The sequence below is a fragment of the Micromonospora sp. CNZ309 genome, assembly GCF_002846525.1.
In genome coordinates this window covers 1051137-1067093 of sequence record NZ_PJNG01000001.1, presented here as the reverse complement: position 1 = coordinate 1067093, position 15957 = coordinate 1051137, and the positions used below count along the sequence as shown (strand labels likewise).

Below are 15957 nucleotides of genomic sequence, written 5' to 3'. Positions count from 1 at the left end.
CAGGACCGGGAGCTTCATGATCGGATTGTACGAGGGCTAGTCACCTCGGACGGCCTGCCGACGGCCTGGACCTGGTCCCGGATTGACGCCGGACAGGGGCCGGCACCGTCAGCTTGGGAATCGGGTTGATCTGCACGGTGGGTAATGATGCCTCCGTGCAGCGTTAGACGGAGAGTGTCTATTCGGCCCGTGCGCCGAACCCGACCGGCGCTGACCGCTGTATCGGGCACGCTGCGGGCACGGGCGGCTGAGCGCCTACGCTGATGCCCGTGGAAGGCATCGGGGCTGGGGTCGTGTTGCTGTGTGGCGCGCTGAGTTGCCTATTCGTCTGCCTCATGCTTTGCGCCGTCGCTGCGGCATGGGCCGCTCGGCCCGAACGTAGGCGCTGACCCTACGGCTTGACCTCTTCGTCCCGAAGGAACCATCGCTGGCTAATGAGCTGCGCAGCCGACAGAGGTGACCTCGGCGAACGGTCCGCCAGAGTCCGCAGGCGTCGTCTTCGCTCACCTCGGTCGTCACCCGGTTAGTCACTCAGTCCAGGGGCGGGCTTCCTTGGCCGCGTGCGTTCTAATGGCCTCGTGCCGAAACCCTCGACCCCCACACTTCTCTACTACCTGCGGTTCCCCTTGTGGCTCTTCATGTTGCCCGTGCTGCTGTTCGCCGGCCTCCCTGCCCTGATGTTGGCCGGTCACGGCGAGTTTGGCGCAGCTGCGCTGGTTCTGATCGGCAACGTCTACGCGATCATCCTCGGCCGCCTGCTCCTCGCTAGAAAGCTTCTCGGGAAGGGAAGGGTGAAGCCCGAGGACTTAGCCTGAACGCTGCCCAACTCGCCCCCGTCTGCGCTCGCTAGTCATCCCTGTCTGCCGCCGACCCGCCCTCCTGGGAGGCCGGCCGCCGCCCGGTCCGCCACGTCAAGACGGCCTTGACGCACGTACGGACGCTGCCGGAACAGCCTGAGTCGGTGTCGGCTCTCGTGTCACGGACCGCACCCCCGGCGGACACCGCCACAGTGGCGCAGTTGACCCAACCTCGCCCGGCACGGACCCGGCTCCCGGCGTCGAAGCTGGCCACCGGCGGCCACCCCTCCCCCTCCCAGGTGAGCGGTTGACCTGACCCTGAGCGGCTGCGAGCCGGCTCCTGGGCGACCAGCATGCCGCCGCGCGGACACCGCCCCCATGCTTGGGGCTTGCCGCGCGGACCCGGCACGCGCCCTCCCTGCGCCGCGCTGCTCGGGCGCGGCGCGGCCGGCTGGGTCGCGTCCGCGCTGGTGGTGTAGGAGACGGCCATCGCGGGATCCGGTTTGATGCTATGCGGCGATCGGGGTGGGGTCGGTCTGGTCGGTGTCGTGTTGGCTGGTGTCGATCGTGACCATGCGGGCTTTGGCGAGGAGTTCCAGGCCCATGTAGCGGCGGCCTTCGGTCCACTCGTCGGTCTGCTCGGCCAGGACGGCGCCGACGAGGCGGATGATCGACGGCCGGTTGGGGAAGATCCCGACGACGTCGGTGCGGCGGCGGATCTCCTTGTTCAGCCGTTCCTGCGGGTTGTTCGACCAGATCTGGCGCCAGATCTCGCGGGGAAAGCCGGTGAACGCCAGGAGATCGTCGCGGGCGGCGTCGAGGTGTTCGGCGGCGGCCGGGAACTTCGCCTCGATCGTGGCCACGACCCGGTCGAACTGGGCGCGGACGGCGTCGGCGTCGGGCTGGTCGAAGATCGTGCGCACCAAGGTGGCGATCCACGGCTGCGCCGATTTGGGCACCTTCGTCAGCAGGTTGCGCAGGTAGTGGGTCCGGCACCGCTGCCACGACGCCCCGGGCAGAGCCGCGCCGATGGCGGCCACGAGGCCGGCGTGGGCGTCGGAGATGACCAGACGCACCCCGGTCAGACCACGGGCGGTCAGGCTGCGCAGGAACGCCAGCCAGCCGGCGCCGTCCTCATCCGAGGCCACGTCCAGGCCCAACACCTCACGCTGGCCGTCGGCGTTGACGCCCACGGCGATCAGCGCGTGGACGTTGACGGTGCGGCCGTGCTCTCGGACCTTCATCGTGAGCGCGTCCATCCACACGAACGTGTAGTGGGCGGCGTCGAGGGGCCGGTTGCGGAACGCCTCAACCTGGACGTCCAGGTGCGCTGCCATCTCCGAGACCTGCGACTTCGACAACTGCCGGATGCCGAGCTGCTCGACCAGCTTCTCCACCCGCCGCGTCGACACCCCGAGCAGGTAGGAAGTGGCCACGACCGACACCAACGCCTGTTCGGCCCGCCGCCGGTGAGTCAGCAGCCAGTCCGGGAAGTAACTGCCCTGCCGCAGCTTCGGGATCGCCAGGTCGATCGTCCCGGCGCGGGTGTCCCACTCCCGCGGCCGGTAGCCGTTGCGGGAGTTGACCCGCTCGTCGCTGCGCTGCCCATAACCAGCACCGCAGATCGCGTCGGCCTCGGCGGACATCACCGCCTGCGCGAACGTCTTGATCATCGCCTGCAACAGATCCGGCGACGCGCCCGCGATCTGCTCGCACAGCAGCTCAACAGGGTTCACACTCTCAGATGCGGCCATCGCGCATCACTCTCCTTCACTGGGCTTAGCCGTCTCGAAGGATCGCGCGGTGGCCGTCTCCTATCTACCCAACACGCCCATCACGGGCAAGTCGTACACCACTTCCGTGGACGCAACCGCCGGCGCTGCCGGCGACGAACCTCCACCACACTCAACTACCCCGCCCCGTCTACGGCGGCCCCTCCGGGCTTTCCGCTCTCCGCGCCAGCCGCCGGGCGTGTTGCGTGGCCGGAGTCGGAGCGCCAGCGGAGCGACGGACTCGCGCCCAGGCGGCGGCGCGTGCGGCCCGTTCAGGGCCGCCTTGAAGACGTACAGAAAGTTTGAACCACTTCGCCGGCAGCCGGCCTGTCCCGTGACGGGACATGCTTGACAGTCGCGTCCCACCAGATGCTTGACATGATCGCGGCGCTTCCGGCAAGGGCCGGCTTACCCGGCGACGGCCGAGATCCGGCACGATGAGGCCGTGGGTATGAGTGTGCAGGTCCGGGAATTCAGCGGTGTTGTTGTCGAGCGGCTTACGGACGCAGCGGGCGTCGGGTCCCTCTGCGCCTTCGCTGCATCGGAGCCGTCCCACTACCCACTGCTATCCGGAATTGATCCCTACGACGACACCTGCTTCAATCCCCGCCAGACGGCCAGCCTGACGGCCGAACTTCGGTCGATCATCGAGCAATCCAAGGATGGCCGAGTGCGGGCGGCTGCCCAGGCGCTTCTTCAGCTTGCTTCGCTCTTGGAGGTCGCGCCTCGACGTCCTCATCACCGGCGGCTTCTGTTCATCGGAGACTGACTTCGAAGGTTCGCCGGCACGCCCTAGGTCAACTGTCGGCCATGTGGTGGGACTAGACACGCCGGCAGCCGGCCGGCCCCGCCTCGCCACCGTCCGGACACGGGATGGCGTGGGCTGGGTGTTGCGCTGAGGTTCCCCCGGTAGCTCGGAGGCTTTCGATCATGCTCTGATGGAGCTGAAGGGAGTCATCCGTGGCAGCACCGAAGAAGTACCCCGATGAGCTGCGTGAACGTGCGGTGCGTTTGTATCGGGAGTCGGACCCGAAGCCCGTGATCCGCCAACTGGCGCGGCAGCTTGGGGTGCATCACGAGGCGTTGCGCAACTGGATCCGCCAGGACGAAGCCGACCGAGGCCAGCGCGACGACCGGCCCACGACCTCCGAGCTGGAGGAACTGCGTCGGCTGCGGCGGGAGAACGCCGAGCTGAAGCGCGCCAACGAGATACTCAAGGCCGCGTCGGCTTTTTTGCCTCGGAACTCGACCCGACCCGGCGACGGTCGTGACGCTCGTCAACGAGCTGCGCGATCGCTTCGGGGTCGAGCCCGTCCTCCGGGTCATCGGCGTGGCCGCCTCCACCTACTACGGCTGGCTCACCCAGGCCGTGAATCCGTCCGCTCGGCGCCGCGAGGACGCGGAACTGGCGGTCGAGGTCGCCGAGATCCACGAGGTCTCCGGCGCCACCTACGGCAGTCCGCGGGTGCATGCCATGCTGCGCCGCCAAGGCCGCCAGGTGGGCCGCAAGCGGGTCGAGCGGTTGATGCGCGACGCCGGCCTGCAGGGCGCGTTCCTGCGCAAGAAGTGGCGCATCCCCTCGACCCGGTCGAACCCAAGGGCGACACCGGCACCGGATTTGGTCAACCGGCAGTTCACCGCCGCCTTCCCGAACCGGCTGTGGGTCGCCGACGCCACCCGCATCCCCTGCGGCGAGGGCGTGTTCTGGCTCGCCGCGGTGCGGGATGTCTTCTCCAACCGCATCGTGGGCTGGCGGTGCTCCGACCGCTGCGACACCGACCTGATCCTCGGCGCCCTCGAATACGGCATCTGGTCCCGTGACGTCCGCGACGGGCAACTGATCCACCACTCGGACAGGGGCTCGAACGGCGGATTCAACCGGTCGTCGCAACACCGCTGCTTTGGATGGAGAGTAACTGTTCGTTCATGGCTTCGGCTGGCGTTCTCCAGCCGAGTGTCTTACGTGGTCGGTTGTTGAGGGTGGCGGCCACGGCGTCGAGGTCGTAGCGGCCCCAGCGGGCCAGGTCGGTGCCCTTCGGGAAGTACTGGCGCAGCAGACCGTTGGTGTTCTCGTTGGTGCCGCGCTGCCATGGGCTGTGCGGATCGGCGAAGTAGACCCGGACGCCCGTGTCGATCCTCAGCTGGGCGTGCTGGGCGAGTTCTTTCCCGCGGTCCCAGGTCAGTGTCCGGCGCAGCCGATCCGGCAGGAGGGTGATCGTTGCGGCGATCGCATCGCGGACGGCCTCAGCACCGCGACCGGCCAATGCTGGGCCGTTCTTCACGCGCGGCTCGACGCCCCAGCCGTCCATCCGTGGCAGAGACGGCATGATCATGGTTCAGCAGCCCTCCGAACGCCTTGAACCGCAGCTCAGGGCACCTACGCCCGTCACTTGGCGTTGAAGTAGCTGGCCTCCGGGTGGTGCACCACGATCGCGTCGGTCGCCTGCTCCGGCATCAGCTGGAACTCTTCCGACAGCTGCACGCCGATCCGCTCCGCGTCCAGCAGTTCCACGATCTTCGCCCGGTCCTCCAGGTCGGGACAGGCCGGGTAGCCGAACGCGTACCGGCAGCCCCGGTAGTCGGTGCGCAGCAGGCCCGCCAGGTCCGTCGGATCGTCGTCGGCCACCGTACGGCCGCCCGGCAGGGTCAGCTCGGCGCGGATCCGCCGGTGCCAGTACTCCGCCAGTGCCTCGGTGAGCTGCACGGACAGCCCGTGCACCTCCAGGTAGTCGCGGTACTCGTTGCGGGCGAACATCTTCGCCGTGTACTCGCTGATCGGATGCCCCACCGTGACCAGCTGCAACGCCACCACGTCCAGCTCGTCGCCGCGCGGACGGAAGAAGTCGGCCAGGCAGAGCCGCCGCTCCTGCCGCTGCCGCGGGAAGGAGAACCGCGCCCGCTCGGAGTGCCCGTTCTCGTCCAGCACCACCAGGTCGTTGCCCTCGGCGTACGCCGGGAAGTAGCCGTACACCACGGCCGCCTCCAGCACCTGGTCGGAAATCAGCCGGTCCAGCCAGTAGCGCAGCCGGGGCCGGCCCTCGGTCTCCACCAGTTCCTCGTAGGACGGCCCCTGCCCGCTGCGGGCGCCCCGCAGGCCCCACTGCCCGAGGAACGTGGCCCGCTCGTCGAGCAGCGCCGCGTAGTCGGCCAGCGGCACGCCCTTGACCACCCGCGTGCCCAGGAACGGCGGGGCGGGCACCTCCACGTCGGTGGCCACGTCGGAGCGCACCGACGCGTCGTCCAGCTCCGGCAACGACTCGCTGACGATCGCCCGTTGCCGCTCGCGGCGCGCCCGGCGGGCCGCCAGCGCCGCCTCCCGCTCCGCGTCGATGACGGGCGCGCCGCCGCGCTTGGCCGTCATCACGCGGTCCATCAGTGACAGTCCCTCGAAGGCGTCGCGGGCGTAGTGCACCTGGCCGGGGAACATCGCCCGCAGGTCGTCCTCGACGTACGCCCGGGTCAGCGCCGCCCCGCCCAGCAGGACCGGCCAGCGCTCCGCAACCCCGCGCGACGCCATCTCGGCGAGGTTCTCCTTCATGATCACGGTGCTCTTGACGAGCAGGCCCGACATGCCGATCGCGTCGGCCCGGTGCTGCTCGGCGGCCTCCAGGATCGCGCTGATCGGCTGCTTGATGCCGATGTTGACGACCTCGTAGCCGTTGTTGGACAGGATGATGTCGACCAGGTTCTTGCCGATGTCGTGCACGTCGCCGCGCACCGTGGCCAGCACGATGCGGCCCTTGCCGCCGTCCTCGGCGGTCTCCATGTGCGGCTCCAGGTACGCCACCGCGGTCTTCATCACCTCGGCGGACTGGAGCACGAACGGCAACTGCATCTGCCCCGAGCCGAACAGCTCGCCGACGACCTTCATGCCGTCGAGCAGGATGTCGTTGATGATGGACAGCGGGCTGCGCCCCTGCGCCATCGCCGTGTCCAGGTCGGCCTCGAGGCCGTTGCGCTCCCCGTCGATGATCCGCCGCTTGAGCCGCTCCTCCAGCGGCAGGGCGGCCAGCTCCTCCGCCCGCCCGGCCCGCGCCGACGCGGCGTCCACGCCCTCGAAGATCTCGATGAACCTCTGCACCGGGTCGTAGCCCTCGCGGCGCCGGTCGTAGACCAGGTCCAGCGCCGCCTCCCGCTGCTCGTCGGGGATCTTGTTGAATGGCAGGATCTTGCTGGCGTGCACGATGGCGCTGGTCAGGCCGGCCTCGCGGCACTCGTGCAGGAACACCGAGTTGAGCACCTGCCGGGCCGCCGGGTTGAGCCCGAAGGAGACGTTGGAGATGCCGAGGGTGAAGTTGACGCCCGGCCAGCGGCGGGCGATCTCCCGGATCGCCTCGATCGTCTCGATGCCGTCGCGCCGCGTCTCCTCCTGGCCGGTGGCGATCGGGAAGGTCAGCGCGTCGATCAGGATGTCCGCGCGGTCCATCCCCCACCGCCCGGTGAGGTCGTCGATCAGCCGGCCCGCGACCCGCACCTTCCAGTCGGCGGTGCGCGCCTGCCCCTCCTCGTCGATGAGCAGCGCCACCACGGCGGCCCCGTGCTCCTTGACGATGGGCATCACCCGGGCGTAGCGGGACTCCGGACCGTCGCCGTCCTCGAAGTTGACCGAGTTGACCACGCACCGGCCGCCGAGCATCTCCAGCCCGGCCTCGACGACCGCCGGCTCGGTCGAGTCCAGCATGATCGGCAGGGTGGAGGCGGTGGCGAAGCGGCCGGCGAGCTCCCGCATGTCGCGCGTGCCGTCGCGGCCGACGTAGTCGACGCAGAGGTCCAGCAGGTGCGAGCCGTCGCGGGCCTGGCTGCGGGCGATCTCGACGCAGGCCCGCCAGTCGCCGGCGAGCATGGCCTCGCGGAACGCCTTGGAGCCGTTGGCGTTGGTGCGCTCCCCCACCATCAGCAGGGAGGCGTCCTGGGCGAACGGCACCGGGTGGTAGACCGACGACACGCCCGCCTCGTGCCGCGGCTCGCGCGCTGCGGGGCGCGTGCCGTGCAGGCGCTCGGCCAGGACCCGCACGTGTTCGGGGGTGGTGCCGCAGCAGCCGCCGACGAGCGAGACGCCGTACTCGGTGACGAACCGCTCCAGGGCGTCGGCCAACTCCACGGGGGTCAGCGGGAAGTACGCCCCGTCGGCGGTCAGCACCGGCAGGCCCGCGTTCGGCATCACCGACAGCGGGATCCGGGAGTGCTGGGAGAGGTAACGCAGGTGCTCGCCCATCTCGGCCGGCCCGGTCGAGCAGTTCAGCCCGATCAGGTCGACCCCGAGCGGCTCGATGGCCGCCAGCGCCGCCCCGATCTCGCTGCCGACCAGCATGGTGCCGGTGGTCTCCACGGCGACGTGGCAGATGATCGGGACCGGCCGGCCGAGCCGCGCCATGGCCCGCTTCGAGCCGACCACCGCGGCCTTGACCTGGAGCAGGTCCTGGCACGTCTCGACGATCAACGCGTCCGATCCGCCCTCGATCAGGCCCTCGGCGTTCTCCTGGTAGGCGTCGCGCAGGGTCGCGTAGTCGGCGTGCCCGAGGGTGGGCAGCTTGGTGCCCGGGCCGATCGAGCCCAGCACGAAGCGGGGCCGCTCCGGCGTGGCGTACGCGTCGGCGGCCTCCCGGGCGAGGCGGGCCCCGGCCTCGGAGAGCTCCCGGATGCGGTGCTGGATGTCGTACTCGGCCAGGTTGGCCAGGTTGGCCCCGAACGTGTTGGTCTCGACACAGTCGGCGCCCGCCGCCAGGTACGCCTCGTGCACCCCGCGTACGACGTCCGGCCGGGTCACGTTGAGCACCTCGTTGCAGCCCTCGTAGCCCTCGAAGTCGTCCAGGGTGAGGTCGGCCGCCTGCAGCATCGTGCCCATGGCGCCGTCGGCGACGAGAATCCGGTCTGCCAGTACGTCGAGCAATGAGGTCCGCACGGGATCAGGTTAGTGCCGACGCGGCGCGACCGATCCCCCCGTACGCGCCTTCCCACATTGTGTCAGCGGGATCACGCTATCCGGTTCATCGTGGTATGACCGACCGCCCCCGGGCACGACCGGCGCGGCCGACGGGCCGCATCCCGCCCCGACACGTAGGCTGACGGACGTGAAGGACTACAGCGACAGCACCACGCCCGGCGGGCGGACGACCGGGTCCGGTCCCGGTACCGCCCCCGACGAGCAGGGTGAGGTGACGGCGTGACCGAGTTCGACGGACTGCCGGTGCTGCGGTCCCCCGTGGCGATCGCCGCGTTCGAGGGCTGGAACGACGCCGCCGACGCGTCCACCGCCGCGGTCGAGCACCTGGAGCAGGTGTGGCAGGCCCGGCAGGTCACCGAACTGGACCCGGAGGACTTCTACGACTTCCAGGTCAGCCGCCCCACCATCACGATGGCCGAGGGCGAGACCCGCCGGGTCGAGTGGCCCACGACGCGCTTCATGGTGGCCAGCCCCGAGGGCACGGAGCGGGACGTCGTGCTGATCCGGGGCATCGAGCCGAGCATGCGCTGGCGCACCTTCTGCGAGCAGGTGCTCGAGATCTGCCACAGCCTGGAGGTAGAGCGGGTGGTCGTGCTCGGCGCGCTGCTGGCCGACGTGCCGTACACCCGGCCGCTGCCGATCAGCGGCAGCGCCTCCGACGCGGAGGCCGCCCAGCGCTACCAGCTCACCCCCACCCGCTACGACGGGCCGACCGGGATCGTCGGCGTCCTGCACGACGCCTGCAACAAGGCCGAGGTCGACGCCGTCTCGTTCTGGGTGCACGTGCCGCACTACGCCAACAACCCGCCCTGCCCCAAGGCCACCCTCGCCCTGCTGCACCGCGTCGAGGAGGTGCTCGACCTGCCGGTGCCCATGGCCGACCTGGCCGAGGAGGCCGCCGAGTGGGAGCAGCGGGTGCGCAGCGCCGCCGAGCAGGACGCCGAGCTCGGCGAGTACGTGCGCGAGCTGGAGGAACGCGTCGGCGACGCGGGCATCACCCCGCTGACCGGTGACGAGATCGCCCAGGAGTTCGAGAAGTACCTGCGCCGCCGCGGCGGCTCCGCCGGCCCCACCGCCGGTTCCTGGTAGCACTCCCGCTTTCCCACCGGCCCCGGGCGCGTGTCGTCCGGGGCCGGTCTTTTGGCGTGTTCGGGGTGGCGCCGTCACCACCTCTACGGCATCCTAGGAACCTAGCTGTCATCGAGGAGGCGGGCATGCAGATCAATCCGGGGGCGGCCGAGTTCCCGCACCGGCAGATCGCCGCGCAGCTCAAGGCCCAGATCCGTCGCGGCGACTGGGGCCCGGGCGAGCGGCTGCCGTCCATCCCGGCCATCGCCGAGATGTTCGGCGTGGCGAAGCAGACCGTGCAGCGCGCCGTCGACCAACTGCGGGTCGAGGGCATCCTGATCACCAAGCCCGGCTCCGGGACGTACGTCCGAGGCACCCGGCGGCGGCTCAACCGGCTCTCCCGGGGCCGCTACGGCGGCTTCCGCGGCTACCACACCGACCTGGCCGCCCGGTACCGGCAGCAGCTCGTCTCGGTCGGCCGGGCCCCGGCTCCGCCGGAGGTGGCCGACGCGTTCGGCGTGGCCGACGGCACCGACCTGCTCTGCCGGCGCCACCTCGTACGCACCGAGGACTCCCCCGTCGAGGTGGGCGCCTCGTGGTTCCTGCCCGCCGACACCGCCGGCACCTCACTGGAGCGCGCCGAGGCCTTCGGTCGCCCGCTCTACCAGGAGGCCGAGGAGGCCACCGGCCGACGGTACGTCTCCGCCACCGACACCATCAGCGCCCGCCAACCCAGCCGGGAGGAGGCCGAGATCCTCCAGATCCGCCCCGACACCCCCGTGCTGCACCTGCTGCACGTCGCCTACGACGGCCAGCGCAAGCCCATCGAGGTGGCCCAGGCCACCTGGCCCGGCCCGGTCACCACGCTGACCGAGGAATACAAGATCCCCGCCCCGGCCCCCGACCCCACCCCGGACCCCGGCCTGGTCCTGGGCTGAACCTCGACCCCCCGCCCCGTCGACGCGGAGGGGGTGGATCAGAGGTGGAGCCCGAGGAGGGCGTCCAGGGTGGTGGCGAAGAGGGCGGGGGCGGCCGGGTCGTCGGCGTTGCCGGCGAGGGTCGCGTCGGCCCACGCGTCGGCCAGCGCCAGGGCGCCCGGGGAGTCGAGGTCGTCGGCGAGGCGGGCGCGTACGCCGGCCAGGAACTGCTCGCCCGACGGGCCGGCGGGCGCGGCGGCGGCCCGCCGCCAACGGTCCAGCCGCTCCAGCGCGGTCGCCAGCAGCTCGTCGGTCCAGGCGCGGTCGGCGCGGTAGTGCCCCGAGAGCAGGGCCAGCCGCACCGCCATCGGGTCGACCTGGTCGGCACGCAGCCGGGAGACGAAGACCAGGTTGCCCCGGGACTTCGACATCTTCTCGCCGTCGAGGCCGATCATGCCGGCGTGCACGTAGTGGTCGGCGAACGGCGCGACGCCGGTGAGGCGCTCGGCGTGCGCGGCGGAGCACTCGTGGTGGGGGAAGATCAGGTCGTTGCCGCCGCCCTGCACGTCGATCCGGTCACCGAGCAGGTTGAGCGCGATGACCGCGCACTCGATGTGCCAGCCGGGACGCCCGGCGCCCAGCTCGCCGCCCGGCCAGGACGGCTCGCCCTCGCGGGCGCCACGCCACAGCAGCGGGTCGAGCGGGTCGCGCTTGCCGGCACGGTCCGGGTCGCCGCCGCGCTCGGGGAAGATCTCCATCATCTGCTCGCGGGTCAGGTTGGACTCGTAGCCGAAGCGGGGCGCGGCGGAGACGTCGAAGTAGACGTCGCCGGTGCCGTCGTCGAGGCGGTACGCGGCACCGTCCTTGAGCAGCAGGAGCACCTTGTCGGCGATGTCGGGGATCGACTCGACCGCGCCGACGTAGTGCGCCGGCGGGATCATCCGCAGCGCCTCCATGTCCTCCCGGAACAGCGCGGTCTCCCGCATCGCCAGGACCTTCCAGTCCTCGCCGTCGCGCTCGGCGCGCTCCAGCAGCGGGTCGTCGATGTCGGTGACGTTCTGCACGTAGTGCACGTCCAGGCCGGCGTCCCGCCACACCCGCTGCACCAGGTCGAACGCGATCATGGTGGCGGCGTGGCCCAGGTGCGTGGCGTCGTACGGGGTGATGCCGCAGACGTACATGGTCGCGGTGCCGCTCGGGTCGCTGGGGTGGGCGCCCTGCCGCGCCGAGTCGAACAACGACAGCGGCTGGCCCCTGCCCGGCAGCCGCGGCACCTCGTGTCCCGCCCAAGAGTCCATGACCGTCAGCCTAACGAGCCGGCGCCGCGCGGCAGGACCGGCCCACAGTGATCAACATGACAGCGCCGCGCGACGGTCGGCCGGCACTCACATGGGGGGCCAGGGCACCGCCGGCCAGTCCTGCGACGGCTGCGGGAACAGGCCGGTGTGCCGTAGCCGGTCGACCCGGGCCGCCACCTCGGCGACCTCCCGGACGGTCAGGTGTTCGGCCAGCTCGGCGCCGAGCGCCCCGGGCAGCTGGCCCGCGAGCGCGTCGAGCATCTCCACGGCGTCCGCCGGCAGGTGCCGGCCGGCCCAGCCCCAGAGCACCGTGCGCAGCTTCTCCTCGACGTGGAAGCTCACCCCGTGGTCGACGCCGTAGATCCGGTCGTCCGCGCCGATTAGCACGTGCCCGCCCTTGCGGTCCGCGTTGTTGATCACGGCGTCGAGCACCGCGAGCCGGGCCAGCCTCGGATCGTCGGCGTGGGCCAGCGCGTACGGCGTGCCGTCGTCGTCGCGCGCCGCGGCGATCGGGAACCAGCGGGGTGGCAGCGCGTCGGCCGGCACGAACCCGACCAGGGGCTCGGCCTCCTCCGGCTCGTCGATCCAGAGCTGGCAGGAGCCGGGCCCGAACGGGCCGTCGCGCAACACCGTCGGCGGGACCAGGTCCCAGCCGGTGGCCCGGGAGACCACGTACGCCGAGACCTCCCGGCCGGCCAGCGTGCCGTCCGGGAAGTCCCACAGCGGGCGCTCACCGCGCACCGGCTTGTAGACGCAGCGTGCCGTCACCCCGTCGAGGGTGAGGATGCCGCGCAGGGTGGTGTTGGAGGCGTCGACGAGCCGCCCCTCCAGGTCGAGGTGGCCGTCGCGGAGCAACCGGAGCGCGGCCTCACCGTCCTGTCGGGGTTGCAGGTCCGACGACGTCACCGGTGGTAACCGTTGTGGCGCGGGCAGAGGTGACCGGCGGGATCGAGGGGCTGGCCGCACAGCGGACAGGGCGGCCGGCCGGCGTTGACCACCCGCCGGGCCCGCTCGATGAACTGGCGGGTCGTCTCGGGGGTCAGCCGCACCCGGAGCCGGTCGAGGTCCTCGTCCGGTTCCTCGTCCTCGTCGTCGGCGTCCTCGTCGTCGTCGGGCTCGCCGAGGTCGACCTCGGCCTCCGCCTCGCCCACGGCGATGGCCTCGATCACCACGGTCGCGGTGTCGACGTCGAACGCCAGCCCGAGCGTGCCGACCCGGAACTCCTCGTCGACGGGCGTGTCCAGCGGGTCGTTGTCGCCGACGACGGCCACCGGCTCGGGCAGCTCCACGCCGAAGCGGCGCTGCGCCTCGGAGAGCAGTTCCTCGAGCTTCTCGGCGAGCAACGACACCTGGACCTTCTCCAGCGCGACGCTGACCAGCCGGCCACCGCCGCGCGCCTGGAGGAAGAACGTGCGCTCCCCCGGCGGCCCGACCGTCCCGGCGACGAACCGCTCCGGCGGCTCGAAGGCGTGCACCTGGTGGGTCATACCCACGACCCTATCCGGCGCGCCACAGCGCCGCGCACCCCACCGACGTGAATCGCCGCGCGCCCGCCGCGCCCGGCACACCGTGCGCCGCACCCGGGCGTGGCGGCCGGCCAGACGCCGGTCCCGCGCCGCAGCGTCGCGGACGGGACTCCCGGCCCGCACCGGCGCGCGGACTCCTCGTCGGCCGGGGCGAGCGTCGCGGGCAGGACGGCCGCCACGCCCGGGTACCGCCCCGCCCTGCGGCGAGGCCGTGGGTCGGGTCGCCGCCGGCCCGTCACCGGCCCGCCCCCGCGCCGCCGCCGACCGGCGCGTCGGAGTCGGCCGCCCCGGCCGCCCGCGTCGCCCGTCGGCGCCGCTTGCGCGGCGGCGGCACCAGCCCGGCCAGGTCGCCGCCGGTGTCGTTGAGTCGCATCAGGAACGGCCGCAGCGGGGTGTAGCGGATCGCCGTCACCGAGGCCGGGTCGGCCACGATCCGCTGGAACATGTCCAGGTGTACGCCGAGCGCGTCGGCGACGATCGCCTTGATCACGTCGCCGTGGCTGCACGCCAGCCAGACCGCCTCGGGGCCGTGCTCCGCCGTGATCCGGGCGTCCCACGTACGCACCGCGGTGACCGCCCGCGCCGCCATCGCCGCCATCGCCTCCCCCTCCGGGAAGACCGCCGCACTCGGATGCTGCTGGACCACCGGCCAGAGCGGCTCCTTGGCGAGCTTCTTCAGCGGCTGCCCCTCCCAGGCGCCGTAGCCGCACTCGATCAGCCCCTCCTCCACCACCGGGGCGACCCCGGGCAACGCCAGCTCCAGGGTCTGTCGGCACCGGATCAGCGGGCTGGTCACCACCGCCGCGAGCGGCACGGCCCGCAGCCGCTCGCCGACGGCGCTCGCCTGGGCCCGGCCCGTCTCATCCAGTTCCACGGGCTGACGGCCGGCCAGCCCGCCGTCGGCGTTCGCGGTCGTCCGGCCGTGTCGCAGAAGCAGAAGGGTCGCCACGGGACCACCCTATGACCTGCGTCCGGCCACGGGTGCCTCCCCGGTGCGCGGTATGGCCCGCGTCGGCGTCGGCGTCGGCGTCGGCGTCGGCGTCGGCGTCGGCGTCGGCGTCGGCGTCGGCGTCGGCGTCGGCGTCGGCGTCGGCGTCGGCGTCGGCAGATCTTGGAACGAGTGTGCCCCTCCGGGGGCCGGCCCTCGCCAAGATCTCGCAACCGGGGCCGGCCCGACCGGCTCGGCTGACCATTGACCGAGCCCGGAAGCCACCAACGGACATCACCCGACACCCACGTGTCGGGTTCATCCCCTGACACGCGCTTCGCCACCCCTCCACCCCGACCGACAGCGATCCGGAACGCCCCACCACAACCCGCATCAGACCCGTCCGAAACGAGTCGACAACGAGACGCATGTCCGGTTTCGAGGTGTGACCGGGACCATCGTGGGGGCGGAATCGTGGCCGGCCCCGGGTCGTTACACCATGCGTACGACCGAGCAGGGCACGCCCGCCTCCCGGGCAGGTGGCCAGAGCCCGGGCCCCGGAATGATGGCGGTCGGCCGGTCGTTACACATGGTCCCGGCCCACGTGCAGGGCATCCCCCTCCGCCCCACGCGGCCGACTCTGATCTTTCCTCCGGCAGGCCGCCGGAGGCTCCCCGTTGTTCATCGAGCGCCGGACGGTGCTTGCACCCGCACACCGAGTCGATCCCCCTTCGGTGTGTGGTGCCAACCCCCGAATGGAGCGTCCCCCATGAACACGTTCATTCGTAACAGCGTTCTCGGTATCGCCGGTCTGGCGTTCGCCGGTGGTGTGGCCGCCGGCCCGATGACCGACAGCACCCCGACGACTGTCGACACCACGCCCGTGGCGGCTGTGGCCATGCAGGCTGACAAGCCGGCCGTGGACAAGGGCAAGCTGGTGCCGCACGGTGTGCAGGGCGCCCAGTCGCGCATCGACCTGTCCGACGAGCAGGTGGAGAACGTGAAGGCGATCATCGCGGCGACGAAGAAGGCCGGCATGGACGAGCGTGCCGCCGTCGTGTCGATCGCGACCGCCCTGCAGGAGTCGAAGCTGGAGAACCTGGGTCATCTGGGTGACCGCAACGACCACGACTCGCAGGGCCTGTTCCAGCAGCGTCCGTCCAGTGGTTGGGGCACGGTCGAGCAGATCACCGACCCCGAGTACTCGACCACCGCGTTCCTCAAGGGTCTCAAGCAGGTCGACGGGTGGCAGGACATGCCCCTGACCAAGGCCGCGCAGACCGTGCAGGTGTCGGCGTACCCGGACCACTACGCCCAGTGGGAGCAGATGGCCGCCGACCTGGTCGCCGAGCACTGGAACAGCTGACCCGCAACCACGGACACAGACTTTCCACCACAAGGGGATCGCTGGCCGGCACCCGAACCCGGGGTGCCGGCCAGCGGCACATCCACCACGACACCCCACCACCCCACGGCCGGCACCCCGACAGGGGCGCCGGCCGCTGGCGTCTCCGCCACCAGATCTTGGACAGTTACCGCTCACCCAACGACAACCGTCCAAGATCTCGACGTGAGGACGGCGAGCACGGCTGACGCGATCCGGCGAGAGAGTGCGGCGCCAGACGCCAAGGCGCCAGGCAGGCAGTCACGGCCGGCGGTGGGCCGGACACGGACCGGCCCCCGTCCGCTGCTGCGGAACGAGGGCCG

The 15957-nt window shown here is 71.5% G+C and carries 13 protein-coding genes and 2 pseudogenes; 7 read left to right on the top strand and 8 right to left on the bottom strand.

Annotated features, from left to right (window positions below; genetic code table 11):
- The first annotated feature begins 578 nt into the window (after positions 1-578).
- A complete protein-coding gene (locus tag CLT72_RS04115) occupies positions 579-815 on the top strand; it encodes a hypothetical protein (RefSeq protein ID WP_101409581.1) in 237 nt (78 codons plus the stop codon).
- A 491-nt stretch (positions 816-1306) separates the two neighbouring features.
- Here CLT72_RS04115 and CLT72_RS04110 read toward each other — a convergent pair whose 3' ends face one another.
- A complete protein-coding gene (locus tag CLT72_RS04110) occupies positions 1307-2551 on the bottom strand; it encodes an IS256 family transposase (protein WP_101409309.1) in 1245 nt (414 codons plus the stop codon).
- Positions 2552-3014: 463 nt separating this feature from the next.
- Here CLT72_RS04110 and CLT72_RS31475 point away from each other — a divergent pair, with 463 nt between their 5' ends.
- From CLT72_RS31475 to CLT72_RS04100, 3 genes and pseudogenes are all read left to right on the top strand, one after another.
- On the top strand, positions 3015-3338 hold the full coding sequence (locus CLT72_RS31475; RefSeq protein ID WP_144082174.1) for a hypothetical protein: 324 nt from the start codon (positions 3015-3017) through the stop codon (positions 3336-3338).
- Positions 3339-3529: 191 nt separating this feature from the next.
- Positions 3530-3745, top strand: a pseudogene (locus CLT72_RS04105) (transposase); the annotation flags it as partial.
- Between the two features lie 91 nt (positions 3746-3836).
- Positions 3837-4547 (top strand): IS3 family transposase, encoded by a 711-nt coding sequence (locus CLT72_RS04100; protein WP_101409580.1) that lies wholly within the window; start codon positions 3837-3839, stop codon positions 4545-4547.
- Here the strand turns inward: CLT72_RS04100 and CLT72_RS04095 are convergent.
- Together CLT72_RS04095 and metH are read right to left on the bottom strand one after the other, a co-directional pair.
- Positions 4444-4899, bottom strand: a pseudogene (locus CLT72_RS04095) (IS30 family transposase); the annotation flags it as partial. The gene CLT72_RS04100 and the pseudogene CLT72_RS04095 overlap by 104 nt on opposite strands.
- A 56-nt stretch (positions 4900-4955) precedes the next feature.
- Positions 4956-8471 carry a methionine synthase gene (metH, locus tag CLT72_RS04090; protein ID WP_199184469.1) on the bottom strand — a complete coding sequence of 1172 codons (3516 nt, stop codon included), beginning with the start codon at positions 8469-8471 and terminating at the stop codon, positions 4956-4958.
- Between the two features lie 261 nt (positions 8472-8732).
- Here metH and CLT72_RS04085 point away from each other — a divergent pair, with 261 nt between their 5' ends.
- Positions 8733-9602: a PAC2 family protein gene (locus CLT72_RS04085; RefSeq protein WP_101409578.1), complete on the top strand. Its 870-nt coding sequence runs from the start codon at positions 8733-8735 to the stop codon at positions 9600-9602.
- Positions 9603-9727: 125 nt separating this feature from the next.
- The gene (locus CLT72_RS04080) at positions 9728-10519 is read left to right on the top strand and encodes a GntR family transcriptional regulator (protein WP_089000611.1); all 792 of its coding nucleotides are present in this window, start codon (positions 9728-9730) and stop codon (positions 10517-10519) included.
- A gap of 38 nt (positions 10520-10557) precedes the next feature.
- On the opposite strand, the gene mshC is transcribed toward CLT72_RS04080, so the two are convergent.
- The 5 genes from mshC to CLT72_RS32140 form a co-directional block, all read right to left on the bottom strand.
- Entirely contained in the window at positions 10558-11796 is a 1239-nt protein-coding gene (gene mshC, locus CLT72_RS04075) for a cysteine--1-D-myo-inosityl 2-amino-2-deoxy-alpha-D-glucopyranoside ligase (protein ID WP_101409577.1), read from the bottom strand.
- A gap of 87 nt (positions 11797-11883) precedes the next feature.
- Positions 11884-12702, bottom strand: a complete 819-nt coding sequence (locus tag CLT72_RS04070) for an SCO1664 family protein (protein WP_101409576.1) — start codon at positions 12700-12702, stop codon at positions 11884-11886.
- Positions 12699-13283 carry a DUF3090 domain-containing protein gene (locus CLT72_RS04065; RefSeq protein WP_101409575.1) on the bottom strand — a complete coding sequence of 195 codons (585 nt, stop codon included), beginning with the start codon at positions 13281-13283 and terminating at the stop codon, positions 12699-12701. The genes CLT72_RS04070 and CLT72_RS04065 overlap by 4 nt, the downstream gene beginning before the upstream one ends.
- A 274-nt stretch (positions 13284-13557) precedes the next feature.
- The gene (locus CLT72_RS04060; RefSeq protein ID WP_101409574.1) at positions 13558-14271 is read right to left on the bottom strand and encodes a histidine phosphatase family protein; all 714 of its coding nucleotides are present in this window, start codon (positions 14269-14271) and stop codon (positions 13558-13560) included.
- Positions 14183-14680 (bottom strand): hypothetical protein, encoded by a 498-nt coding sequence (locus CLT72_RS32140; RefSeq protein WP_199184468.1) that lies wholly within the window; start codon positions 14678-14680, stop codon positions 14183-14185. The genes CLT72_RS04060 and CLT72_RS32140 overlap by 89 nt, the downstream gene beginning before the upstream one ends.
- Before the next feature lie 339 nt (positions 14681-15019).
- Here CLT72_RS32140 and CLT72_RS04050 point away from each other — a divergent pair, with 339 nt between their 5' ends.
- Entirely contained in the window at positions 15020-15616 is a 597-nt protein-coding gene (locus CLT72_RS04050) for a hypothetical protein (protein WP_101409572.1), read from the top strand.
- Positions 15617-15957: the final 341 nt, after the last annotated feature.